At 56.9% G+C, this 24,416-nt stretch carries 18 protein-coding genes; 10 read left to right on the top strand and 8 right to left on the bottom strand.

The window, feature by feature from the left end; genetic code table 11:
* Positions 1–29: 29 nt before the first annotated feature.
* The 3 genes from ADB02_RS03190 to hrpA all read left to right on the top strand — a co-directional run bounded on the left by ADB02_RS03190 (position 30) and on the right by hrpA (position 6,640).
* The gene (locus ADB02_RS03190; protein WP_016422633.1) at positions 30–1,532 is read left to right on the top strand and encodes a DUF1846 domain-containing protein; all 1,503 of its coding nucleotides are present in this window, start codon (positions 30–32) and stop codon (positions 1,530–1,532) included.
* A 61-nt stretch (positions 1,533–1,593) separates the two neighbouring features.
* Entirely contained in the window at positions 1,594–2,526 is a 933-nt protein-coding gene (locus ADB02_RS03185; protein ID WP_049189644.1) for a rhodanese-related sulfurtransferase, read from the top strand.
* 94 nt (positions 2,527–2,620) lie between these two features.
* Positions 2,621–6,640, top strand: a complete 4,020-nt coding sequence (gene hrpA, locus ADB02_RS03180) for an ATP-dependent RNA helicase HrpA (RefSeq protein ID WP_080969562.1) — start codon at positions 2,621–2,623, stop codon at positions 6,638–6,640.
* Here hrpA and nrdR read toward each other — a convergent pair.
* Complete coding sequence (gene nrdR, locus ADB02_RS03175) at positions 6,637–7,119, bottom strand: transcriptional regulator NrdR (protein ID WP_049189643.1); 483 nt, start codon at positions 7,117–7,119, stop codon at positions 6,637–6,639. The two genes, hrpA and nrdR, sit on opposite strands and share 4 nt — an antisense overlap.
* An 865-nt stretch (positions 7,120–7,984) precedes the next feature.
* Here nrdR and lexA point away from each other — a divergent pair.
* From lexA to ADB02_RS03150, 5 genes are all read left to right on the top strand, one after another.
* Positions 7,985–8,686: a transcriptional repressor LexA gene (gene lexA / locus ADB02_RS03170; protein ID WP_016422629.1), complete on the top strand. Its 702-nt coding sequence runs from the start codon at positions 7,985–7,987 to the stop codon at positions 8,684–8,686.
* A 93-nt stretch (positions 8,687–8,779) separates the two neighbouring features.
* Complete coding sequence (locus tag ADB02_RS03165) at positions 8,780–9,559, top strand: DeoR/GlpR family DNA-binding transcription regulator (RefSeq protein ID WP_049189642.1); 780 nt, start codon at positions 8,780–8,782, stop codon at positions 9,557–9,559.
* Positions 9,556–10,527, top strand: a complete 972-nt coding sequence (locus ADB02_RS03160; RefSeq protein WP_016422627.1) for a 1-phosphofructokinase family hexose kinase — start codon at positions 9,556–9,558, stop codon at positions 10,525–10,527. The genes ADB02_RS03165 and ADB02_RS03160 overlap by 4 nt, the downstream gene beginning before the upstream one ends.
* A 35-nt stretch (positions 10,528–10,562) precedes the next feature.
* Entirely contained in the window at positions 10,563–12,722 is a 2,160-nt protein-coding gene (locus ADB02_RS03155) for a PTS fructose transporter subunit IIABC (RefSeq protein WP_049189641.1), read from the top strand.
* Between the two features lie 140 nt (positions 12,723–12,862).
* Positions 12,863–13,135, top strand: coding sequence for an HPr family phosphocarrier protein (locus tag ADB02_RS03150; RefSeq protein ID WP_016422625.1), 273 nt, complete (start codon positions 12,863–12,865; stop codon positions 13,133–13,135).
* A 92-nt stretch (positions 13,136–13,227) separates the two neighbouring features.
* Here the strand turns inward: ADB02_RS03150 and ADB02_RS03145 are convergent, their stop codons facing one another.
* The 4 genes from ADB02_RS03145 to ADB02_RS11240 form a co-directional block, all read right to left on the bottom strand.
* Positions 13,228–14,571, bottom strand: a complete 1,344-nt coding sequence (locus tag ADB02_RS03145; protein ID WP_224433128.1) for a uracil-xanthine permease family protein — start codon at positions 14,569–14,571, stop codon at positions 13,228–13,230.
* A gap of 116 nt (positions 14,572–14,687) precedes the next feature.
* Complete coding sequence (gene hflX / locus ADB02_RS03140; protein ID WP_049189640.1) at positions 14,688–16,295, bottom strand: GTPase HflX; 1,608 nt, start codon at positions 16,293–16,295, stop codon at positions 14,688–14,690.
* 495 nt (positions 16,296–16,790) lie between these two features.
* A complete protein-coding gene (gene feoB, locus ADB02_RS03135; protein WP_049189639.1) occupies positions 16,791–18,776 on the bottom strand; it encodes a ferrous iron transport protein B in 1,986 nt (661 codons plus the stop codon).
* Between the two features lie 43 nt (positions 18,777–18,819).
* Positions 18,820–19,077, bottom strand: coding sequence for a FeoA family protein (locus ADB02_RS11240; RefSeq protein ID WP_080969561.1), 258 nt, complete (start codon positions 19,075–19,077; stop codon positions 18,820–18,822).
* A gap of 280 nt (positions 19,078–19,357) precedes the next feature.
* Here ADB02_RS11240 and ADB02_RS03130 point away from each other — a divergent pair, with 280 nt between their 5' ends.
* Positions 19,358–20,137: a hypothetical protein gene (locus ADB02_RS03130; protein ID WP_049189638.1), complete on the top strand. Its 780-nt coding sequence runs from the start codon at positions 19,358–19,360 to the stop codon at positions 20,135–20,137.
* A 60-nt stretch (positions 20,138–20,197) separates the two neighbouring features.
* Here ADB02_RS03130 and dapF read toward each other — a convergent pair whose 3' ends face one another.
* The 3 genes from dapF to ADB02_RS03115 all read right to left on the bottom strand — a co-directional run bounded on the left by dapF (position 20,198) and on the right by ADB02_RS03115 (position 22,827).
* Positions 20,198–21,121, bottom strand: coding sequence for a diaminopimelate epimerase (gene dapF, locus ADB02_RS03125; protein ID WP_049189637.1), 924 nt, complete (start codon positions 21,119–21,121; stop codon positions 20,198–20,200).
* Positions 21,122–21,152: 31 nt separating this feature from the next.
* Positions 21,153–22,055: a tRNA (adenosine(37)-N6)-dimethylallyltransferase MiaA gene (miaA, locus tag ADB02_RS03120; RefSeq protein ID WP_049189646.1), complete on the bottom strand. Its 903-nt coding sequence runs from the start codon at positions 22,053–22,055 to the stop codon at positions 21,153–21,155.
* Positions 22,056–22,122: 67 nt separating this feature from the next.
* Positions 22,123–22,827: a hypothetical protein gene (locus ADB02_RS03115; RefSeq protein ID WP_049189636.1), complete on the bottom strand. Its 705-nt coding sequence runs from the start codon at positions 22,825–22,827 to the stop codon at positions 22,123–22,125.
* Positions 22,828–22,988: 161 nt separating this feature from the next.
* Between ADB02_RS03115 and ADB02_RS03110 the strand changes: the two genes are divergently transcribed.
* Positions 22,989–24,353: a DUF349 domain-containing protein gene (locus tag ADB02_RS03110; RefSeq protein WP_049189635.1), complete on the top strand. Its 1,365-nt coding sequence runs from the start codon at positions 22,989–22,991 to the stop codon at positions 24,351–24,353.
* Positions 24,354–24,416 lie beyond the last annotated feature (63 nt).

The raw sequence follows: 24,416 nt of genomic DNA, 5'->3' as shown, positions 1-24,416 counted from the left end.
CCCGCAGACACAACTTCAGAAAGGGCACCATGGCTCAGGCTGTCGGTTTTAACCGCGAAAAGTACATCGAAATGCAATCCGCTCATATTAAGAAGCGGCGCGCAGACATCGCAGGTGAAGGCGGCAAGCTCTATCTCGAAATGGGCGGCAAGCTATTTGATGACATGCATGCCTCGCGCGTGCTCCCCGGCTTCACGCCTGACAATAAAATCGCTATGCTCGATCGCCTCAAAGACGATCTGGAAATCATGGTGTGCATCAATGCCAAGGATTTGGAGCGCCACAAGGTCCGCGCTGACCTCGACATCACTTACGAAGACGATGTGCTGCGCCTCGTCGATGTCTTTCGTGAACGCGGGTTTCTAGTCGACAGCGTCGTCGTCACGCAGCTTTCCGACGACAACACTCTGGCAAAGAACTTCATTGAGCGCCTGCAGCGACTCGGATTGAGCGTAATCCGCCATCGCAATATCGAGGGCTACCCGACAAACACGGAGAAAATTGTCAGTGAAGCCGGCTTCGGGCTGAATGAATGGGCGCAAACGTCGCGGGACTTGGTCGTTGTTACAGCGCCGGGCCCGGGCTCTGGAAAGCTGGCGACCTGTCTATCGCAGATTTATCACGATCACAAACACGGAATTCGTTCCGGTTACGCAAAGTTTGAGACCTTCCCTATCTGGAACCTGGCGCTCGAACACCCGGTAAATCTGGCCTACGAGGCGGCAACGGCTGATCTCGATGACATCAACCTCATCGACCCTTTTCATTTGGCCGCCTATGACACCAAGGTCACCAGCTATAACCGCGATGTCGAGGTCTTCCCACTGCTGCGCACTCTGTTGGAGAAGCTCGCAGGCGAGTCGCCGTACAAGTCACCGACCGACATGGGCGTCAATATGGCCGGTTACTGTATCGACGATGACGAAGTGTGCCGAGAGGCATCCAACCAGGAAATCGTTCGCCGTTACTACAAGGCTCTTGTCGACGAACACAAGAACAGCGCAGACGACGAAGTCTCACAGCGCATTGCCATGATTATGAGCAAGGCCAACGTGTCGACAGCCGCCCGCCGAGTCGTCGCACCAGCTCTTGAAGTTGAGAAATCTACCGGGGCACCGGGCAGTGCAATCGAATTGCACGATGGCACAATCATCACGGGCAAAACCTCTGAGCTGCTCGGATGCTCAGCAGCAATGCTCCTCAACGCTCTCAAGAAGCTCGCCAATATCGACCCGGACTTGCACTTGCTCTCCCCTGCTGCCATTGAGCCAATTCAAACGCTTAAGACGCATCACCTGGGCAGCCGCAACCCCCGCTTGCATACCGACGAGGTTCTTATCGCCCTTTCCGTGTCGGCGGCCACCAGCGACGATGCCCGCGCAGCCCTCGCCGAGCTGAAGAACCTTCGAAACTGTGATGTCCACACCACTACCATTCTGGGCAGCGTGGACGAAACAATTTTCCGCAACCTCGGTGTGCTAGTGACTTCGGAGCCTAAGTACCAGAAGAAGGCTCTCTATCAGAAGCACTAAGCCATACCAGCAGCTCACGCCGAAAATAGGATAACTGAGAGAGCAGACTAGAATAGTCCCCGTGAGCATCAGCAAGATTCTTCTGTACTACCAGTTCGCCCCACTGTCCGATCCGCGTGCCATCATGCTGTGGCAGCGCGACCTTTGCGAGTCGTTAGGGCTCAAGGGCCGCATTCTGGTGTCCGAGCACGGCATCAATGGCACCGTCGGCGGTGATCTCGATGCCTGCAAGAAGTACATCAAGAAAACCAAGCAGTACCCCGCTTTTCACTCCATGCAGTTCAAGTGGAGCGAAGGCGGCGCTGATGACTTTCCAAAACTCTCCGTCAGGGTTCGCGACGAAATCGTCGCTTTCGGTGCTCCGGGTGAGCTGAAAGTCGATGTCGATGGTGTCATTGGCGGCGGCACACATTTGAAGCCGGAAGAGGTCAATAAACTGGTCGAGGAACGCGGCGACGATGTCATCTTCTTCGATGGCCGCAACGCAATGGAAGCCGAGATTGGCAAGTTTAAAAACGCTGTCGTCCCGGACGTAAAGACCACGCACGACTTCATCGACGAACTGGAATCCGGTAAGTACGACTGGATGAAGGACAAGCCGGTTATCTCCTACTGCACCGGCGGCATCCGCTGCGAGATCCTCTCCGCACTTATGAAGAACCGCGGTTTCGAAGAGGTCTACCAAATCGACGGCGGTATTGTGCGCTACGGCGAAAAGTTTGGCAATAAGGGGCTGTGGGAAGGCTCTCTCTATGTCTTCGACAAGCGCATGCATATGGAGTTTGGCGATGGCATCGAAGACGAGGACTACGTACAGCTCGGGCACTGCGTCCACTGCGGCAAGCCCACAAACACCTTCCAGAACTGCATCAACGAAGATACCTGCCGTCGTCAGGTGCTTATTTGCGATGATTGCTGGAAGCACACCGAGACACAGCACTGTGGGCGCGAGGACTGCAAGGAAGTTGCCGACGAGCTAGCGGCGGCAAAGTAGGACGCTCCCTGCTGCCATCGGACTATCTCGAGCACCTCTTAATCAGCACAGATGTGGGTTGTCTCCCCAGACGCGGCTAATCTAGTAGGCAACCATGAGTACTCCTAGCCGTTCTGATAAACCAGCTCCACGTGCCCAGTCGGGAAACCACCACTCCGGCCACCGCAATTCCGCCAGGCCACAGCGCTCTGGCAAACCTGCTAAGGACACGCGTAAAAAGGAGCTCTACCAGCTCGCTGATCAATTGCCGATTCGGGAGGCTCAGTCCTTCCGACGCCGGCTAAAGCGAGCATCCGCGCCGAAGGCGCTGTCTGCAATCTCTGCAGACCTCGACTTTGCGCTGGAGCGGTTAGAAGATCGTCGTAAAGCGATTCCTCGCATCACCTACCCTGCCCAGTTGCCGGTGTCCGCGCGCCGCGACGACATTGCAGAGGCAATTGAAAACAACCAGGTCGTCATTATTGCTGGTGAGACTGGCTCTGGTAAGACTACGCAGATCCCGAAGATATGCCTCGAACTGGGACGCGGCGTGCGGGGCAAGATTGGTCACACTCAGCCACGTCGTATTGCGGCGCGTTCCGTCGCGGAGCGCATCGCTCATGAGCTGGGCGAAAAGATTGGACAGCACGTCGGCTATGCAGTGCGTTTTGACGATCGCGTGGGCAAGGATACCTGCATCAAACTGATGACCGACGGTATCCTGCTGGCCGAAATTGGCCGCGACCGGCTGCTGCGCGAGTACGACACCATCATCATCGATGAGGCGCACGAGCGCAGCCTCAACATCGACTTCCTGCTGGGATATTTAAAGCATATTCTGCCGCAGCGTCCAGATCTGAAAATCATTATCACTTCCGCGACGATTGATCCGGAACGGTTCGCTCGTCATTTCGCGCCTGACGACGAGCACCCTGCGCCCATCATCGAGGTGTCAGGGCGCACCTACCCGGTGGAAATCCGCTATCGCCCGCTGGTGCGGACCGTTGTTGCGAAGAATGGGCAGGAAAAGGAAGTCGCCATCGAGCAGATCGATGGTGTTATCGCTGCGTGTGAAGAGCTGATGCGGCTTGGCGGCGGCGATATCCTGGTGTTCTTTTCGGGTGAGCGAGAGATCCGAGAAGCTGCCGAAGCCATCGAGGGCAAACACTGGAAAGGTGTAGAAGCCGTTCCACTATTCGGTCGGCTATCTAATGCAGAGCAGCATCGGATCTTCACTCCGCATTCCGGGCGTCGCATTGTGCTGGCGACCAACATTGCGGAAACGTCGCTGACGGTCCCTGGTATCGAGTATGTCGTCGATACTGGTACCGCACGCATTTCCCGCTACTCCACCCGCACGAAGGTGCAGCGCCTGCCAGTTGAGGACATCAGCCAGGCATCTGCGAATCAGCGCTCTGGACGCTGTGGTCGTGTAGCTGATGGTGTGGCGATTCGTCTCTACAGCGAAGAGGATTTTCTCTCGCGTCCCGAGTTTACGGATCCGGAGATTCTGCGCACCAATCTCGCTTCGGTTGTACTGCAAATGATTTCACTGCGGCTTGGCGCGATTGAGGACTTCCCCTTTGTCCAGCCACCAGAGCACAAAGCAATCCGCGATGGCATTAACCTGCTCACAGAGCTTCAGGCTATTACCACCACGTCGGGGTCTGATGCCCCCGAGCTGACGGACATCGGCCGACAACTTGCCCGTCTCCCAGTCGACCCGCGTCTTGCCCGCATGCTGGTCGAAGGGTACGAGAACACCACTCTCGGGGCGGCAACCGTCATTGTCGCCGCTTTGTCTCTGCAGGATGTTCGCGAACGTCCACTGGAGTTCCAAGCTCAGGCAGATCAGCTACATGCCCGTTTTAAGGACACCACCAGCGACTTCAACTCCCTGCTGAAGCTCTGGGAATACCTGGAGGAAAAGCGCCGCGAGCTTAGCGGTAACCAATTCCGCAAGATGTGCAAGCGCGAGTACCTCCACTATCTGCGCGTTCGCGAGTGGCAGGACTTGGTGCGTCAGCTCCACCAGGCAACGGCTGAGCTGGGCTGGCATCTTTCGGCCCGCAGCTCAACCAGTGGTGTCGACAATCCCGACGAGGTGGCAAAGTCGCTGTTACCGGGTCTGTTGTCGATGATTGGTACGCGCGAGGGCGAGGGCAAGGAGTTTACCGGCACACGCAACACTAAGTTCCTCATTCACCCCTCGTCCGCGTTGGCAAAGAAGCCGCCTCGCTGGGTGATGGCTGCGGAAATCGTCGAGACCTCGCGCACTTTTGCGCGCAACGTCGGCACGATTCAGCCGCAGTGGGTAGAGAAGGTAGCCCCTCATCTGCTCAAGCACCAGTACTCAGAGCCTCACTGGTCTACTAAGCGCGGTGCAGCGATGGCTTACCAGAAGTCGACGCTCTACGGCGTGCCCGTGGTGGTTGACCGTTTGGTGCCTTATCACCGAGTCGATGCCGACGCCGCCCGCTCGATCTTCATTCGCTCTGCGCTTGTCGACGGCGAATGGAACACACATCACGAGTTCTTTAAGAACAATCAAGACAAACTTGCCGAAGCCGAGAAGATCGAGGAAAAGCAGCGTTCCCGCGGCATTGTCGTCGATGACGACGTGCTCTACGCGTTCTACGACTCCAAGCTGCCCGCCTCTATCACCACGGCCACCAATTTTGACCGCTGGTGGAAGAAAACTAAGCCCAAGCAGCCAAATCTACTGGACTTTGATCCCAATAAGCTGCTCAACCCCGAAGCCGGCGACATCGACGACAACGCCTTCCCCGAAATGTGGCAGCAGGGCTCGGTCGATTTCTCTCTGTCCTATAAATTCGAACCGGGCGCCCCTGATGACGGTGTGACTCTCCGTGTCCCCGTGCCTCTTCTTGCAGGTCTGCGTGAAGATGGCTTCGACTGGCAGGTACCAGGTCTTCGCGCTGAGCTCGCGGAAGCCTACATTCGCACTCTGCCGAAGGCACTGCGGAAGTCCGTTGTCCCCGCCCCGGATTTCGCACGCCGCGCGCTGGAGACGATGACTCCGTACTCAGGCCGCTTCGTCGATGTTTTTGCCGATGCTTTACGACGACTCGGAGGCTCGGGCATCAATGGTGCAGACTTTGCCCCTTCGAAGCTGCCAGCACACTTGCGCTTTAACTACGCAGTGGTCGACCGCCATGGAAAGATCGTCGATCAGAGCCGAGATCTTGCTGCGCTTCGAGACAAGCATGCCTCGACGGTCTCAACTGCTGTGTCGAAACGTTCGAAGTCTGCAGCACGCGAAGCTGTGAAAAAGTGGACTTCAGAGAACTTGGGCGCCGTCTCATTAACGGTCAAAAGTAATGTCGACGGTCAGTCCGTCACGATGTATCCGACGCTGGTGACCACCAAGGATGGCGTGGCCATTGAGGTCAAACCAACTAAGGCTCAGGCTGAGGCGACGTTGGCGACCACAAACTTGACAATGCTATTGCGGGATTGCCCAGTAAATGGTGCACAAATGACTAAGGGGCTTCCACTCCAGCAACGTGTTGGCGTGGACGCATGGCCACATGGGGGCGCCGATGGGCTTGTCGAGGACTGCCGTGTCGCAGTGATTCGCGACCGTATGATGGCTGCCGGCGGCCCGGTCCGCGATCCGAAGGAATTCGACAAACTACTCGAACACGTTCGTTCTGGAGTCGCCTCAGAGGTGCGCCAATTGGTCGTCGGCGTTGCCCAGGCAATGCCTCGTTATGTCTCGGTGGTAAATCAGCTAAACAAGTGGGAAGGCGATGCTATTGACGATATGCGTCGCCAGCTGGAGTTCATGTTCCCTAAGGGCGCTGTGGCAAGGCACGGTTGGCAGCACCTACGACATTTGCCACGTTATCTCCAAGCGATGGAGATTCGGCTTGAGGAAATGAACCGTGACCCGGACCGTGATGCCGAACGTGAAGATGAGGTGACTGAGGCCCGCGAATACTTGGCGGCAAAGCTTCAGCAGCTACCTAAGGCACGTTCGAATTCCGCGGAGGTACGGGATATTCAGTGGCTCATCCAAGAACTGCGTGTCAGCCTTTTCGCACAACGCTTGGGTACCGCCCAGAGCGTATCCCTGACTCGAGTAAAGAAACGTGTGGATAAACTGCGTTAGTCCTTTTTTACCTCGTTGCCATTAGCCTGCGGCCCTTTCCCCTTCCGCATGCTGGCAATCTCTTGCGCGAAATCGTCCGCGGAGGAAAAGGACTTGTACACCGAAGCGAAGCGGAGATAGCCAACTTCGTCCAGTTCTTTGAGCGGCTCAAGGATGGCAAGGCCAATATCGTTTGAGTCCACCCGGGGCGTGCCTTTCTCGCGGAGGCTCTCCTCCACTTTTTGTGCAAGTTTCTTCAGCTGAGACTCTGATACTTCGCGCCCCTGGCACGCACGTCGAACACCCTGGATGACCTTTTCACGGTTGAACTCCTCAGGGATTCCATCCCGTTTAACGACCATCAGCTGCGAGCGTTCAATCGTAGAAAAACGTTTACCGCAATTCAGGCATTCTCTCCGGCGACGAATCCCCATACCGTTATCTATTAACCGTGAGTCCAAGACTCGTGTCTGATCATGATGACAAAACTGGCAATACACAGTCTCCAGTCTACGTCCCACCCCAACGCAGGAAACCGGAATGATTATTGTGCGGAGTACGAAGCGTACGTGGACGTAAAGGTGCTTTCGACTGCCTCATTTTGCCCTTGTTCAAAGACCATGCTGCCGACAATTCCGAAGAAAGCACCAAGCCCTAGAGCCCATACCGCCATCAGGCGAGTCAGGTTAGTGCCTGCGGATACATCACTACGATTGGACTGCTGCGCCCTGCTAACGGATAGAGACGGACGCCCGTAGTTGACCGAGACATGACTGGGCCGCGACCTGTCCCTCCGCATTCGCGCCGATGAAGCCCCATTTCGATTGCGCTGTGCAATACGTGCACGCTGACCGGGCCGAACGATGTGCTGTGTGCAAGACGCACTACGTTCACCCCACACCAACGGGGCTTTCCGTGTCGTCCGAGCAGGGAGCTCGGAAACTTGAGAAAAGTCAATATCAGATGTGCTGCTAACACCAAGTGCGGTTGAAACCGTAGACATCATGTTTTCTCCCTTTCCAACGTTGACTCTCCCACCGTTGCCGGCCTGGAGAGAATAAGAGTTGTACGACCGTTTCCCGACGCTGTGGAGACTATGTCCAAGGGCGGATGCGGAGAATCCGTCTAGACCCTTTCATCAAACGACTGTTCGAGTAACTTGTCATGTTCGATTTATAACACCATGTTCGAATATTGTCTACTGCTATCCGGATTTATTTTCGATTTTCGACATCATCACCGCCTCCGAGCACGGATAATGTACACGTTTTCTAAAGAATTCAAGGGCGCACAGTGTTCGATGCTCGACGATTCGAACAGTTTTGAGTTATGATTCATTCGAAAGAGTTTGAGAAGGGATGTTCCATGGCTCAAAAGAAGAAAGCGAACCCTAAAACACTCACCGATCGGCAGCGTCGGATTCTTGACGTCATTTCGGATGCCGTCGTACTTCGCGGATACCCACCGAGCATTCGAGAAATTGGGGATGCTGTGGGCTTGAATTCCACCTCGTCGGTGGCATACCAACTCAAGGAGTTGGAGAAGAAGGGCTTTCTCCGCCGCGACCCACACAAACCCCGCGCGGTAAACGTAAGGGATTCGAAGTCCTCCGCTGGCACTTTCACTCCGGTAAAGCCTGGGCCAAAGGCTACTGGCACCACCCAAACTCCCGAGATGCCAGAGGACATGCCAGAGCCAATCTTCGTTCCTATCGTTGGACAGATTGCGGCTGGCAACCCTATTTTGGCGGAGCAGCATGTGGAAAGTCACATGGCACTTCCGATGGAGATTACGGGCTCTGGTCAGCTATACCTACTCAAGGTCGTGGGTGATTCCATGGTTGACGCGGGCATTCTCGACGGAGACTGGGTGGTAGTCCGTTCCCAAGACGTGGTCGAACAGGGAGATTTCGTTGCAGCCCTGTTTGAAGATGAAGCAACAGTCAAGGAATGGCACGAAGACGCTGCTGGCAAGTGGCTCATGCCCCATAATCGCGCCTTTGACCCACTCCCCGCGGAGCACGCCAAAATCCTCGGCAAGATTGTCAGCGTCCTACGCAGCCTCTAATTTCCCACATTTTCGTTGCCCGAAACAGACATAAACGGGCATACTGGGAACAGATAGTAAAGCTGAAATTTCTTAACAGCTAAGGAGCGGGGAATGTACGCAGAGGAACGCCGCCGGAAGATTGCGTCTTTGACAGCAGTCGAAGGGCGCGTGACGGTCGCTGATCTTGCGGAAGCTTTCGATGTCACAGCAGAGACGATTCGCCGTGACCTAGCTCAGTTGGATGCAGACGGCGCAGTTCACCGCGTACACGGTGGCGCTGTGGCTACTCGTTCTTTTCAGACTGTTGAGTTTTCAGTTGCCGCTCGAAAGAACGCGCAAAAGGACGCGAAGCTCTCTATTGCCCGCTGTGCTGCGGATTTTCTGCCTGACTCTGGTGGTGGAATTTTTCTCGATGCTGGAACTACCACCGAGGCTCTTGCAGAGCTGATGGTCCACTCCCCTGATAACCGCCGTTGGTCGGTTGTCACAAACTCTCTTCCCAACGCCATCACACTCGCAGGATCGAACCGCATTGAGCTTCAACTCCTTGGCGGCCAAGTTCGCGTCATTACTCAGGCGGTTGCTGGCGATACGGCACTCCGCACTCTCGCGGTTATGCGTGCCGATGTCGCTTTCATTGGTTCTAATGCCTTGACAATTGACCACGGTCTTTCTACTGCTGATCCGCAGGAAGCGGCGGTAAAGCGCGCGATGATTACGAATGCGCGCAAGGTCATCGTTATGGCGGACTCGACGAAACTTGGCCGCGACTTTCTCGTCAGCTTTGCAGCATTGGAAGATATCGACGTCGTGATTACAGATTCCTCTGCCCCGGAACAGTTCGTCAACGATCTCAGGGAGCAAGGTGTCGAGGTTGTGGTTGCTTCATGATCCTGACCTTGACTGTAAATCCGTCAATCGATCGACTTGCTCGACTCGATACGGAGCTCAAGCGAGGTGGCGTGTTCCGCCTACCAATGGCTGAGGACATGGCTGGTGGCAAGGGAATTAATGTGTCCAAGGCGTTGCACTACGCCGGAGAAAAGACGCTCGCGCTCTACCCGGCATCGGACTCCGGAAAATTCACGCGCCTGTTGGAAGTCTCTGGCATACCCCATGAAGCCATCAACACGACTAACGAAGCCCGCGTTAATCTCACACTCGCAGAGCCAGATGGGACGACCACCAAGCTCAATTCCCCTGGCATGACATTGACGAAAGCGCACCGTAGGCGTGTCCTGGAGAAACTTATCCACCATGCTAAACACGCCACGTGGGTAGTTTTCGCAGGTTCATTGCCCCCTGGTGTCCCCAGGGATTTTTACGTTCAATGCACCGAGGCGGTGTATTCGGTCAACCCGAATATTCGTGTTGCTATGGATACGAGCGACGGCCCACTGACTGAGGTCGTTCGCGCATTTCCAAAGGTGCGACCTTTTTTGATGAAGCCGAACGCCTACGAACTTGGTCAAATCATTGATCAGGACGGCGAAGAACTTGAGGCCGCTGCAGCCGAAGGGAACTATCTTCCCGTAGCGCAGGCTGCTCGTGCGCTGAACGAGCTTGGCGTTTCCGAAGTCCTGGCCACTCTCGGCGAAGCAGGGGCGGTGCTTTCAGTGAAGTCAGGCGGTTGTTTCGCTGCTACCTCCCCCTCGATAGTCGCTCAGTCGACGGTCGGTGCTGGAGACTGTGCGTTGGCCGGCTACGTTATGTCCCGCGAACGCGGTGATAGCTACCAAGATGCACTAACCACCGCCGTAGCTTATGGGGCGGCGGCAACCAGTCTTCCCGGTACGACCATCCCCTATCCAGAACAGGTTCACCCCGAGGCCGGCCGGTTATGGCAGCTCGACACTTAGCTTTTCGATGCCTAGATAAGGAGCATTAGAAAACCATGTCTTCTTCGGCAGATTTTTCCGCTATTGCATCAGACCTAGCCGATGAGTCGACAGTGTTCCTTGACCTAGATATCGGTCCGCAAAAGGAGAAGATCCTTAACTATCTCATCGCTAAAGCTGTAGAGACCGGCCGCGCCACCGACAGCAACGGCATCGTCGCAGCAGCCCTCGAACGCGAAGAGAAGGCCCCGACAGGTCTGTCGGGAGGGATAGCCATCCCCCACTGCCGCCATGAGGACTGGTCGAAGCCGACCCTGATGTTTGCCCGCTTAACCAGCGCTACAGAATTCACCACACCAGATGGGCCGGCGGACCTGCTCTTTTTCATTGGTGTCCCATCTAGTAACAGCGATGTCCACGTCGATATTCTGGCCGCACTCGCAAAAGCACTTCGCGATAAGGGGTTTCGCGCAGCTCTTCGCGGTGCTGAAAGCGATGAAGAGACTGCCCGGATCATTAGCGAGCACGTCACCAAAGCGCCTCGTCGGAAAGCGAAAAAACCTCCGGCGAAGACCAATATCGTCGCCATCACGGCCTGCCCCACGGGCATCGCACACACTTATTTGGCAGCCGAAGCGCTTACTGGCGCGGCAGAAAGCATGTCTGATGTCACACTAACTGTAGAGACGCAGGGCTCGGCAGGAACCCAGGAAGCCCCCGCAGAGGCAATTGTCCGGGCCGACGTGCTAGTAATCGCAGCCGATATTGGGGTTACGGGGCTTAAGCGCTTCAGCGATAAACCACAGGTCAAAGTGCCAATTCGTAAGGCAGTCAATGAACCTACTGCGGTTATTAAACAAGCGAAGGCAAAAGCAGAACAATCACGGGTTCGCGCCTACGACCGAAAGGCGCCGCAACCTAAGGATGACCACGACAAGGAGGCCGGTTCGCAAACCGGTACTACAGGCGCAGACCCTTCATCTGAGAGGGTACAAGCAACTACGAAGGTGGGGGCACATAAATCATCGTTAGGCGGTGACAAAGCCTTCGGACACTGGGTTCGTGATGCCATTATGACCGGTGTCAGCTATATGGTGCCGTTCGTGGCCGCATCGGGGTTGTTGATTGCGCTGGGATTCCTCGTCGGCGGTCATCAGGTTGGTGTAGTAGCTGACGCCGTGACTAGGGATTTGCGGCTGCCGGAGATTATCGGACTCGATGCCCCGATTGCTGTGCCGACAGAAGATCTCGGCACCGTGCTAATTGATCGTAGTGGACTGTGGCTGTATCTCGGCTCGGCGCTTTTTGCCATTGGCAACCACGGCATGCAGGTCATTGTGGCTGTAATGAGTGCTTATATCGCCTTTGGCATGGCTGGCAGAGCCGGCATTGCACCAGGCTTTATTGGCGGTGCCATCGCGGTCACGGTTGGCGCCGGCTTCCTTGGGGGCCTGGTGACAGGCATCCTGGCGGGACTAGTTGTAGCCCTACTGTTGAGGATGAAAGTCCCGGACTGGCTGCGACCGCTGATGCCGGTTGTCGTGATTCCTATGCTCGGCGCTATGTCCGTTGGGCTCACCATGTACCTGCTGCTCGGGATGCCGCTGGCGTGGCTGATGACGGCTCTGCAGCAGTGGCTGCAATCACTGGATACGACGGCGGCGTTCCTGTTCGGTGGTCTTCTCGGCGCAATGATGTGCGTGGATATGGGCGGAATGATCAACAAGGCTGCTTATCTTTTTGCCGTCGCAAACATCGCCTCAGCAGATCCCGCATCATGGAAGGTCATGGCCGCTGTGATGGCGGCGGGCATGGTACCTCCATTGGCTACATCTCTGGCAGTTGTGCTCCGACCAAAGCTGTTCAGTTCGGCGGAGCGTCAAAACGGCAAAGCGGGCTGGGTGCTCGGTGCGGCCTTCATTTCAGAGGGAGTAATTCCCTTCGCCGCCGCAGATCCGCTACGTGTGATTCCGTCGATTGTGATTGGCGGTGCCGTCACCGGTGGCACCTCAATGGCTTTGGGTGCGGCCACACGTGTTCCGCACGGAGGTATTTTTGTGCTGTTTGCAATCGACAACCCTGTCGCATGGCTTACTGCAATCGTCTTGGGCAGCATAGTGGCAGCAATTCTCGTTGTGGCAGCTAAAAGCCTGTGGCCGCGGCAAGTCAGCACCGATAATCAAAACCTAGAAGCAGACGTTTCAGCGGAAGCGTAGTTTTTACCGCACCGGCTGGTTTATCCCAACGAGCATTTCTACGATTTTCAGCAAACATTCCCCAACCCATCCGGGCAACCTATTAAGCTCAGAAATGGCATCGAGGAAATCGAGAAGCAGAAAGGCAGGATGCCGCTCGCATGGTTACTCAACATGTCCACGTCGGCTCCAAGGTGGGTATTCATGCCCGCCCTGCAACGGTCATCGCTGAGCGTGCCTCCCGTTTTCAGGAAGAAATTCTGGTCGAGCTCCTTGACTCAGACGAGCCCGACAACGAACCGGCCGATGCTTCATCCTCGTTGATGCTCATGGCACTCGGTGCCGAATTCGGCGATGAAGTCACTGTGACCAGTAGTAACGCGGTTGCGGTAGAGAAAATCGCCGAACTCATCGCCCAAGACCTGAGCGATTAAAAAGCAAAAGAGCTTAACGACGAAACATCGTGGCAACGGTCACGGGGTCCGTCGTTAAGCATTCGTGCGAGATTCTGCCCTGGACGGGTGGCCTACGAGCGGTTCTCGCCGATGCGATTGTAGAGCCAGTTCAAAATTGGATAGCCGATAATAATGCCGACCGACCCCCAAGCAATACCCTCCAGCGTCAGCGAACCAATGTCGAGGGTGAGGTTACCGATACCCGCGATCAGCGCGGTGGCGGCAGCGGTGAGATTAACCGGGTTGTTGAAGTCGACCTTTTCGTCCATCCAGATGCGCACACCGAGCAAACCGATCAGGCCGTAGAGCACCATCGTTGCCCCACCGAGCACGCCGGTAGGAATGGTCAAGATGAGTGCGCCGAACTTTGGAATGAAAGCCAGTGCAATGGCGGTGAAAGCTGCCACCCAGTAAGCTGCGGTCGAATAGACACGGGTAGCGGCCATAACACCGATATTTTCAGCGTAGGTAGTGGTACCAGAACCACCAGCTGAACCGGCGATGGTGGTGGCTAGACCGTCTGCAATAAGAGCATCGCCAGCGATGTCATCGAGGTTTCGGCCGGTCATGGCAGCAACAGCCTTGACGTGACCGACATTCTCTGCGATGAGTACTACGATGACGGGCAGACCAATCAGCATCGCATTGAAGTGGAACTCCGGCGCGTGGAATGCGGGCAGACCAATCCAGGCGGCATTGCCGACAGTTTCTGTAGCCTCGGGCGAGAGATTTCCAGTGGCAGCGGCGAAGACCCAGCCGATTAGTACGCCGATAAGGACACCCAGACGGCTGACCATACCGCGGCCAGCGACGGTTGCGAAGACAATGGATGCCATCGTGACAAATGCGACCAACGGCTGAGTGGCGAAGTTCTCCGTGGCGGCAGGCGCCAGGTTAAGTCCGATGAGAGCGACGATGGCACCGGTTACTGCAGGTGGCATCACTGCATCGAGGACACGCTTGCCGGCGAACTTTACAACGCAGCCAACGAGCATGAGCGCGATGCCGGCGCAGAGCACGACACCGAGCTGAACACCAATACCCTGCGCCTGTGTCGCGGTCAGTGGTGCGATGAAGGCAAACGACGAGCCCAGGTAAGAGGGCAAGCGGTTTCGGGTGATTAGCAGGAAGACAATCGTGCCGATACCCGAGAACAGCAGTGTGGTATTGACTGGGAAACCAGTCAACAGCGGCACCAGAAGAGTTGCACCAAACATGGCAATGACGTGCTGTGCGCCAATGCCAATTGTACGAGGCCAATCGAGGCGTTCGTTGGGAGCCACCACGGCTCCCGGTGCAATCTTTCGACCGTCACCGTGAATATCCCAACCGAAAAGACGGCCACGTTCGGCGTTTTCAGCAGGCGGATTTGCGGAGGTTCCCTGTTGGGTCTCCGCGTCAGAAGTAGAATTCATGGTTGTAATGCTAGTGGATGCCCACCGCAGATCACGCCACGGATACCGCATTAAACCCAGGACTGCCGGAGCTCTTTGTCGCTCTCCCTATTCCAACTCCGCTCTCCCTTTTCCGACTAGGCGTCGTTGCTACTATCCTCATTCGCATCCGCCGTGAAGTGAGGATCCGCTGCAGGTTCGATGCGGTATGCCGACAGTTCATCCGCGAGGCTAGTGGGCAAACGCACATCCATCTGGGTGCCTTGCTCTGTCCATGTCTCCGACAGCACGGTCGCATCTTCGTGGAGCATGGAGACAATATTGCCCTTGTCATAGGGGATCAACATGTGGACGTGAGACTCCAGCTCATTGAGTGCAAGCTCGAGTCGGGTCTCCAGTTCACCGATCCCCTCACCCGTTCGCGCAGAGACAAAGACCGCATCATCGAGCTGGTGGCGCAGTTGCGCCAGAGTGATGCCATCGGCCTTGTCCACCTTGTTGACTACCAACAGCTCGGGCGGAATCTCGGCCTTTTCTTCCTCCGCGATTTCGTTGATGACTTTGTTGACAGCCTTAATCTGCTCCAGCGGGAATGGGTCAGAGGAGTCTACGACGTGCATGATGACGTCGGCTTCGAGCACCTCTTCCAAGGTCGAGCGAAAAGCTTCAATGAGCTGCGTCGGCAAGTGGCGAACAAATCCGACCGTATCGGTCATAATCACCGTGCGACCGTCGCGAAGCTTGGTGCGACGAGTCGTCGGATCCAGCGTCGCAAACAGCGCGTCTTCCACCAGCACACCAGCGCCTGTCAGTGCGTTGAGCAACGAAGATTTACCCGCGTTGGTGTAGCCGACAATTGCCACGCGCGGCAGGTGTCCAGCCTTACGACGTGCGCGCTTGATCTCACGCGCAGTCTTCATGCCAGCTAATTCCTTGCGGATTCGCGCCATATCTTGGCGTAGGCGCTGACGATCGGTTTCGATCTTAGTTTCACCCGGACCACGCAGACCCACGCCGCCGTTGGAGCCCGCGCGACCACCAGCCTGACGCGATAGGTTGCCGCCCCAGCCGCGCAGACGCGTGTACAGGTACTGCATTTGTGCCAGCGAGACCTGCGCCTTGCCCTCCTTGGACTTCGCGTGCTGAGCAAAGATATCCAGAATCAGCATGGTGCGGTCAATAACCTTGGCGTCAAGGCGATCCTCCAGCGCCACCAATTGACCGGGAGACAGTTCACCGTCGCAAATAACTGTATCTGCGCCGGTAGAGGCGACAATATCGCGAAGCTCGTTGAGCTTGCCGGATCCCACGTAAGTACCAGGGTCCGGCTTATCGCGGCGCTGCAGCACCATCTCTAAAACTTCCGAACCTGCAGTCTCTGCCAGTGCGGCGAGCTCCTCCATCGCCACTTCAGCTTCCTGAAGGGTCCCGGATGTCCAGACACCGAGCAGCACCACGCGTTCCAGTCGGAGCTGACGGTACTCGACCATCACTTCTTCAGACTCAGTATGTGCTACTGACCTGGTCAGCCGGCGCAGAGAGGAACGCGCCTCCAGATCCAAATCACCGACGGTAGGTTCCCTTTGCGTGCCGACGTCCGTTGCGAACGCATCCCCGGAGGCACTATCAGCGTTTTCGCCAGCATCATTAGCGTCGATGAAAAAATCGTCCATCTCGTGCGAGGTGCGAGCTTGCTGCGACGTTTCGTCGCTGACCTCATCAAAGTTGTTGGAAAAATTCGTCATACTAGCTGCTATTGTCACATGACAAGCCAAATTCTCCGCATTGTGTGCGGAGAATACCGAGCCGAAGCTCAAGACTTAGGCTGCAGAAGGTGGCCTGCGTGTCAGAACCAGTGCGACCGGACCACTATTAGAACTACCGCCAGCACACGTACCGCTGTCGGACATTCCACAGTTGGAACAACCTCCGCCTGGGCACATGCCACCGAGGGATTCCCGTCGCAATTGGCCGGTGTGTTCCATGCGGTCAAGGATGAGGTCTACCGTTGCTCGCTGCAGGCCGGTGATTTCGCAAATTTTGCGTCGGGAGCTAATGCCCTGCGCGATTGCATCCTGAACGGCTTCTGAAGGCCGACGAGTAACCGTCGTATTCTTCCTGGCTCTAAAGAGTCCCACGGCGATAGCTCCTTTCCGTATCGCGATTCTTGTTGGATCTGATTTCTAGTTCGCAAGTGTGCCCTAGTAGCTTTGCCGAAGCTACTAGGAATCAACGAGGCTTTACAGGAACAGCTTTAACCCTTGGAAAACAATCACGGCCAGTGCCCATGCAACGACCAGCTGCGCTAGCAAACCGAAGCCCGTCCACTTCAAGCCGATCTCTCGACGTTGTGCCGCGAGCGTAGCCACGCACGGTGTGTAAGCCAGCAGGAAGATCATATAGGCCCAGACTGCTGCCAATCCGTGTCCATCGGATGCATTGTCAAAGTCACGTCGAATATTCTCCGCGAGCGGGCTGGAGGCCTGTTCGCTCGAATCGGAGTCGGTGACGTCCTCCACTGCATAGGTCTGTGCCCAGGTAGAAATGACGGCTTCCTTGGCCACAAAGCCCGTCACCAACGGACCTGTCAGAGACCATGTACCGAAACCTGCCGGGTTAAACACAGGAGCAATAGTTTCGCTGACTGCACCGTATGCGGAGTCCTGCGGTGCTAGATTTTCATCGGCAAAGGAGTGCCCGGAGACAACCGGAATAGACATCAGTAGCCATACGACGATGACGGTGCTGACGATGATTCCACTAGCGGTCTGCAGGAATCCCTTCAGACGCATCCACATCACAGATAGTGCCAGCCGTGCGGTCGGAAGCTGGTAGGTTGGCAGGTCAATGACCAGCGGTTCCGACGGCATGGTGCGCCACAGGGTCTTACGCAGTGCAAGGCCGGTCAGAACGATCAGCAGAATCGAGATCACGTACATAGCGAAGACGACTGTGCCCGCGTGTTCCGGAAAGAACACCGCACCCAACATGACATACACGGTCAGGCGCGCCGAGCAGGAGGTAAACGGAACCAGTAGAGCCGTCAAAATGCGGTGGCGCGGATTACTCAGCACACGTGTTGCCGAGATTGCTGGCACATTACAGCCAAAGCCGACGATGAGCGGAATAAATGCCTTACCCGGAAGACCAATTGCACGCATGACACGGTCCGCCACCACGGCTGCACGCGCCATATACCCTGAATCCTCGAGTACTGCGAGGCACAGGAACATGAGTGCCATTAGCGGAACGAAGGTCAGCACCATGCCGACACCACCGATGATGCCGTTTACAAGCAGCCCGGTGACAATCGGATGATCCCATCCCACCGCTTCTAATCCACGGGTAACCAAATCTGCGAAATTACCGGTAATAAGGGTTTCCAAACCGTCCTGCAACGGTGCTGCTACCGTCGTCGTGATTTGGAAGACTGCCCACATAACTGCCAGGAACACAATCGGTCCGAGCACCGGATGGAGGACCACGTTATCAATGCGGTCGGAGAAAGTCTGGCGATCTTCCACCCCGCCCGTAGATGCCGCAACCGCCGCATCAATCGCGGCAAAGCGTGCGTCGTCCAGGCGTTCAATCGATTCACCATCGGCCTGGCGAATCGGTGACGACACCGAACTACATCCGTCCAGAGCCGCTGCTACCGCGTCGGCCAACCGCGCCATTCCCGCTTTACGACGGGGATCCAGCGCCACCACCGGCATCCCCATAGCTGACTGCAATGCGTCCGGATTCACATCGATGCCCTTGGCCTTGGCAACATCTAGTTTGGTCAGAGCCAGAACGATGCGCTGGGGCTGTTCCGCCAATTCCGCGGCCATGTAGAGGCCACGGCCCAGTGCCGTGGCGTCGACAACGACAACGACGAGATCCGGGCGTTCTTCTTCTGGTTTCTCGATGAGCATCTCGCGAGTGAGCTCTTCGTCCGGACTCATGGCATCCAGCGAGTAGGCACCCGGGAAATCGATGACATCGTACTCAGCGGCATCGGTCTTCCACGCGCCACGGCTGACCTCCACGGTCGTACCAGGCCAATTGCCCATCTGCGCTTTCGCACCAGTCAAACTATTGAACAGTGTTGACTTACCGGAGTTCGGTGCGCCGACTACTGCGACAACAGGTGCACCATCCTTTGCTGGTGCTCCGCCGCTGCATGCGTGGCAGCTGGGCGTGGATGCGAATTTTCGCGTTGAGGAATCCGTAGGTGTTGTCATTGTTTACTTTCAGGAGGGAGGTGAGAAAAGAGATGTAGGGGACCTAACCCACGACGGACATCTTGTGCAGCGTGCTGGCATCGATGGCGTAGCGCGTTGCGCCAGCATGGACGATTCGCCCACCGCCGCTGGTACTCCGTCCCACAGTGACACTCATTCCAGGGCGAAGCCCCAGTTGCGAAAGCCTGCGGCACAGGCGCTCATCCACATGCGACGTTCCCAGAGTGACGGTTACCCCCACCGGGACGTCGGCAAGCGACTGAATGTCATCCGACTGTTTTCGAGACCGCAATCCGAGCATGAGAAACCTCGCTTATATAGATAAGAATTAAGCTAAGCAAATGGTGTTTACGGAGATGAGCTTACTCTTAGGCATGCCTAAATGGAATAAACCGGGCACACCTAAGGAAAGTTATTTATGCCACACTTAATATTTGCCTATTTAGCGTGGCAGAATTGTTAGTCCCATCCGAATAGTTGCCGCGGCGTGCAGGAATGCTTCTAGGTACCCCAGAGCACAATGCGCTCACGTGCGATTCGTTAGTTCGCAGATGAAGATATGGGAAGTATCATCGAAAAGTATGACTACTGACTTGCGAAGCATTGGCATGGACTACCCCAGCTGGCGAGACGCGATGGAAGCCGCGATTGCCAGTGACAATCTGTCGGTCATCGGCGAGGTCCGCGGTGGCCAGCTGGTCCGTTTCGAAGATTCCTCTGGTGCGCGTCTGCACATCCTGGGTGTTGAACCATTTTCTACCTACGCCGGCTTCGCGGGCAGCCCGACCGTCACTGCCCATGTATCCAGCGTGGACGATGTCTTGGCGCTCGTGGAAATCGTCGAGGATGATCCCTCCTCGGATAACTTTGACAAGGTCATCGAGGTCGCTACCTGCCTGCTGTCACAGGGGCCAATGATTGTTGATGCCGGAACTCAGACTTTTGAGCATGTCGCGCTATCAGCTCTAGCAACTGATTTCACCCTCGACGCATCCATCGAAGAGTACGAGAAGCGCACCGGGGCAACCCCGACAACATTGGACTTCGAAGGTGCTAAGGCAATTGTCGGAGATCAGGTCGGGAAGGCATCGCCTAGCGCAACCGTGAAACTGGCTGGTGTTATCAATAACTCCCGCAAGCATGTCAATGAGCTAACCGGCAAGAAGTTCTGGGTGCTCAACCTTGCTCTGCCGACTCCTATGGACGTACTTGTCCCCGGCGGCGACGAAGCTCCCCAGCCAGGCATGGTCGTTTCCGGTACTTTCTCACTGACCGGTGAGATCATTCCGCCTCAAGGTTGCGGAGGCGGCTGTGGCGATGGCGGCTGTGGTTGTGGCGACGGTGGCTGCGGCGGACACTAGTCCGCTGATTCCCCACCGCTTCCACTACCCCGCTAGTGCTCCTGCAGCAATAGCTACCAGTCACAGGGCTTCCAGCTCAATATCGCCGAGCGTGTGAATCACGCTCGGCCCGGTCAAGGTCGCCGAGAAGTCCCCATCCGCATTGCTGGCCTTGTGGACATCCACAGTCACCACACCGCCGGGCACCTTGACTGTCACAACCCCCTCAGTCCGGCCGGCATCGGCCAGCGCGGCAATAGCTGCCGCAACCGTACCGGTGCCACACGAGCGGGTCTCACCAACTCCACGTTCAATTACTCGCATGGACACCGAATCACAGGCATCCAGCGGGGTGACAATTTCCACATTGAGGCCGTTCGGGAACATGGCTTCGTCGGCACGCACTGGCTTCGCGACACTACCCGCCGCTTCCAATTCCAGCTCCGCCAGAGCGGCGGCATTTAGGCCAGGCATGACGCAGGCCAAATGCGGATTTCCCACGTCGACACCAATCCCGGCGAATTTCTGGGCATTGTTGCCCGAACCAATGAACGCAGTAGCGAGGCCGAGGACTTCCGGCTGGCCCATATCCACCCCAACGACCGCGTGCCTGCGGCTGTGCTCATCAATCGAAACAGCGCGCAGCCCTGCTCGAGTGCCCACCCGCAAAGCTCCGTCGACGACACTGTCCGGGCTGTGAATCGCGGCAATATAGTGTGCAAAGACGCGGACACCATTCCCGCACATCTCGGCAATAGAACCGTCACTATTGCGGTAGTCCATAAACCAATCGTCGGCTTTAACGCCCTCCGGCAATGCCGCCAAAACACCGGCATCGACGAGTTTCCCCGCTCGGGCAACCCGCAGGACGCCGTCAGCGCCAAGACCCCGCTGTCTATCGCACACTGCTGCGACCAGTGATTCGGTCAATTCGATGGACACCAAATCATCTGGAAAAATCAAGAAATCGTTTTGCGTACCGTGGCCTTTGGCAAATGAAACCATGCCCTTGATGCTAGCGGGAGGTCCGAATCTCTTACAGACCAAGTGCGGAAAACGCCTGTCCCGGCACGTCACCGGCAGCGTCTAGCCACATGATTCGATGATCACGGTTGAACCAGGAGCGCTGACGTCGCACATACCTGCGCGTACCAGTAATCGTGCGTTCACAAGCCGTATCCAGGTCGTAAACCCCATCGAAGTAGTCCAGCACCTGTGCATAGCCGATCGCGCGACTAGCGGTCACACCTTCGCGCAACCCTTGCGCAATCAAACTCTCAGTTTCTTCCACCAGGCCAGCGGCAAACATGCCCCGCGTACGCTGTTCTATCCGCGGATTTAGCCATTCCGCCTGCGTGCGCAACCCCAATATGCGAGTGTTCCACCGCGGTGGCTTATCAATCGACGGCTTCGACGCTGCAAAAGGTTTACCTGTCAGCTCGATGACCTCCAAAGCCCGGACAGTGCGCCGCGGGTCGTTGGTCTCAATAATTGCCGCCGCATCCGGATCAATCTCTGCCAACCGATCGTGCAACGCCGCCGGACCAATCTCGTCTTGCACTGCCTCCCACTTCGCACGTACCTCAGGGTCCGTAGGTGGGAACTGCCAGTCGTCCACCAACGCCTGTACGTACATCATCGACCCGCCGACAAGGATGGGGACTTTCCCCCGCGCGCGAATGGCCTCAACATCCGCGACCGCCTCACGCTGATATGTCGCTACACTCGCCGGCTGCGTCACGTTCAGCACATCGAGTTGGTGGTGCGGAATCCCCCGCCGCTGGTCCACCGACAGCTTCGCTGTTCCGATATCCATTCCTCGATAAAGCTGCATCGAATCAACATTGACGACCTCACCGCCAAGCTGCTCCGCAAGCACCAGCCCCAAATCCGACTTTCCCGACGCCGTCGGCCCTACCACCGCAATCGGCACCGGCAAGCTCTCACTCTCGAAAGCCGTCACTACCCAGTTCACACTCCTGCACAAAAACTAAAAACGCGAGCTCCTACTTCGCAACACACTGCCAGCTGGCCACGTGGTAACCGATGCCGTAAGGCGCCCCGTCATAGTAAGAACGCTTTACGACGGTCATTCCAGACCCCGTCCAGCTTTCAGCAGCTTTACTCAGCTGCTGCCATAACTCGGCCGCGTACGCGCCGGGAGCTGGAAACACAATATTTTCCACGTTAATGCTTGAGCAGTCCTGACCAGCAATCAGACTGCACAGCGCATCAACCTCCGCTGCACCTTCAATTACGCCGACCGGGGAATCGTCCGCAAGGCCGAATGCGCCGTCGACAAGCACAAGCAGGCGCGTGTGACCGGCAGCGATTGCCTCAGCGATAGAGTCGAAGCACGTTGCCTGAATGACGCGGCCAGTGGGTCCTTCAGAATTCCGTCGCGCGTAGTCTTCGATAAGCCAGCGTCCCAGCAGCTCAGGTAATTCGGTTCCGCCTGACACCGTGACATCAACCCCATACGGAGAAAAACTGCCGGGTGCGCTGGTCTGGTGCGGGGACTTCGCTTGCATCCTGCCAGTGATAATAGCGACCGCGCCGGGCTCCCTGGGTTCGTCATGTCTCCACAGCGTCGCGACCGTTTCACGGGCATGACGGCGCAATTCCGTGGCGGTGGGCGCAAAACCACCCAGCTCCTCGACGATGAGAAGCGCACGCGGAACGATAACAAGCCGAGGCAAACGCGAATTCACGTCCTCAACGCTACCGTGAGGGGCTAGTCGATGCCTTATTCCGGCGGTGTTACGCGCGCTGTGCCAAAATTTTTGGGATACTCGAGCACATACCGTAAGTGTTTGATGGCAGCCGTGTCGCGCGGCAGTTCTGCATGAAGATTGGAAGAGGTTTACCCACTATGACCGGTACCAGCAATTCCCCTAAGCCAGGTCCACGCCCGGGTCCACGTCCGGGACCTCGACCAGGCGCAATGCCGGCTCATCGTAAGGCCCCTGGAGCTACTCCAGCGCCTGCGGGGTCGGCCGCTGTGGCACATGCCGTCCACAATGATCCAAAGAAGTTTGGCCGCATTGATCAAGACGGCACTGTTTGGCTGGTCACCAGCGCCGGCGAGCGCAATATTGGTTCCTGGCAGGCCGGCACCGTAGAAGAGGGTTATGCCCACTACGGCAAGCGCTACGAGGATCTGGCCACCGAGGTCGAGCTACTGGAATCTCGTGTAGTCTCCCACCCGCAGGAGGCAAAGACCATTTCTCACAACGCAGTTGAACTGCGTGAGAGCCTTGCCACCGCCACGGTTCTCGGCGATATCGATGCGCTGGATAAGCGCCTTGCAGAGGTCATTGCCACCTCCCACGTCGCAGAGGAGAAAGTCGCTCACGACAAGGCAGAGCGCCGTAAGAACGCCATCGCACGTAAGGAAGAGCTCGCCGCAGAGGCCGAGGAGCTCGCAGAGAACTCCACCGAGTGGAAGGTCGCCGGCGACCGTATCCGCGAGATTCTCACGGAGTGGAAGCAGATTCGCGGCATCGACCGCAAAACTGATGATCAACTCTGGCGCCGTTACTCTCGCGCGCGTGATTCTTTCAACCGCCGCCGCGGTGCCCATTTTGCGGAACTGGACCGCAACCGTGCGGCTGCTCGCCGCGTTAAGGAGGACATCATTGAGCGAGCTGAGGCCCTGAAGACCTCCACTGATTGGGGTGGCACCGCTGCTGCCTTCCGTGACCTGATGGCTGAGTGGAAGGCCGCTGGTCGAGCCCCACGCGAGGTCGATGACAAGCTGTGGGCGCAGTTCAAGGCCGCCCAGGATGAGTTCTTTGGTGCTCGCAACGCGGTCAACGAAGCTCGAGACAAGGAGTTCGAGGAAAACGCTGCGGCCAAGGACGCACTGCTGGCTGAATACGAAGACCGCATTGATCCGTCCAAGGGCCTCGATCACGCTCGCAACGAACTGCGTCAGTTGCAGGAGAAATGGGAGGCCATCGGCTTTGTGCCGCGTGGTCGTGTGCGTGAGTATGAAAACCGCATTGGCGCACTGGAAAAGCGCGTCTCCGATGCTGCCGATTCGCAGTGGCGCCGTACCGACCCCGAAGCACAGGCTCGCGTCCAGCAGTTCGCCAACCGCGCAGCGGAGTTTGAGCAGAAGGCCGCCGAACTCGAGGCGAAGGGCAAGGCTTCTCAGGCCGCCAAGGCTCGGGAGCAGGCCGAACAGTGGCGACAGTGGGCAGAGCAGGCCGCGGAGACTCTCAAGGAGCTCTAACAGAAGCTAGTTGTGTGTCGGGGAAGCAGGTTCTCGCTCTCCGGCGTCCGCAACAGAATCCTG

The organism is Corynebacterium sp. 212_CJEI, assembly GCF_001055915.1.
In the GTDB taxonomy this organism is placed as follows: Bacteria; Actinomycetota; Actinomycetes; order Mycobacteriales; family Mycobacteriaceae; genus Corynebacterium; species Corynebacterium jeikeium_D.
The sequence above is the reverse complement of the archived record's forward strand: the minus strand, read 5'-3'. Positions and strand labels throughout refer to the sequence as shown.

Excerpts from the sequence above, each read along its gene's own strand:
- ADB02_RS03190 (WP_016422633.1), top strand. The coding sequence starts at position 30 with ATGGCTCAGGCTGTCGGTTTTAACCGCGAAAAGTACATCGAAATGCAA.
- hrpA (WP_080969562.1), top strand. The coding sequence starts at position 2,621 with ATGAGTACTCCTAGCCGTTCTGATAAACCAGCTCCACGTGCCCAGTCG.
- lexA (WP_016422629.1), top strand. The coding sequence starts at position 7,985 with ATGGCTCAAAAGAAGAAAGCGAACCCTAAAACACTCACCGATCGGCAG.
- ADB02_RS03165 (WP_049189642.1), top strand. The coding sequence starts at position 8,780 with ATGTACGCAGAGGAACGCCGCCGGAAGATTGCGTCTTTGACAGCAGTC.
- ADB02_RS03160 (WP_016422627.1), top strand. The coding sequence starts at position 9,556 with ATGATCCTGACCTTGACTGTAAATCCGTCAATCGATCGACTTGCTCGA.
- ADB02_RS03155 (WP_049189641.1), top strand. The coding sequence starts at position 10,563 with ATGTCTTCTTCGGCAGATTTTTCCGCTATTGCATCAGACCTAGCCGAT.
- ADB02_RS03150 (WP_016422625.1), top strand. The coding sequence starts at position 12,863 with ATGGTTACTCAACATGTCCACGTCGGCTCCAAGGTGGGTATTCATGCC.
- ADB02_RS03145 (WP_224433128.1), bottom strand. The coding sequence starts at position 14,571 with ATGAATTCTACTTCTGACGCGGAGACCCAACAGGGAACCTCCGCAAAT.
- hflX (WP_049189640.1), bottom strand. The coding sequence starts at position 16,295 with ATGACGAATTTTTCCAACAACTTTGATGAGGTCAGCGACGAAACGTCG.
- feoB (WP_049189639.1), bottom strand. The coding sequence starts at position 18,776 with ATGACAACACCTACGGATTCCTCAACGCGAAAATTCGCATCCACGCCC.
- ADB02_RS11240 (WP_080969561.1), bottom strand. The coding sequence starts at position 19,077 with ATGCTCGGATTGCGGTCTCGAAAACAGTCGGATGACATTCAGTCGCTT.
- ADB02_RS03130 (WP_049189638.1), top strand. The coding sequence starts at position 19,358 with ATGACTACTGACTTGCGAAGCATTGGCATGGACTACCCCAGCTGGCGA.
- dapF (WP_049189637.1), bottom strand. The coding sequence starts at position 21,121 with ATGGTTTCATTTGCCAAAGGCCACGGTACGCAAAACGATTTCTTGATT.
- ADB02_RS03110 (WP_049189635.1), top strand. The coding sequence starts at position 22,989 with ATGACCGGTACCAGCAATTCCCCTAAGCCAGGTCCACGCCCGGGTCCA.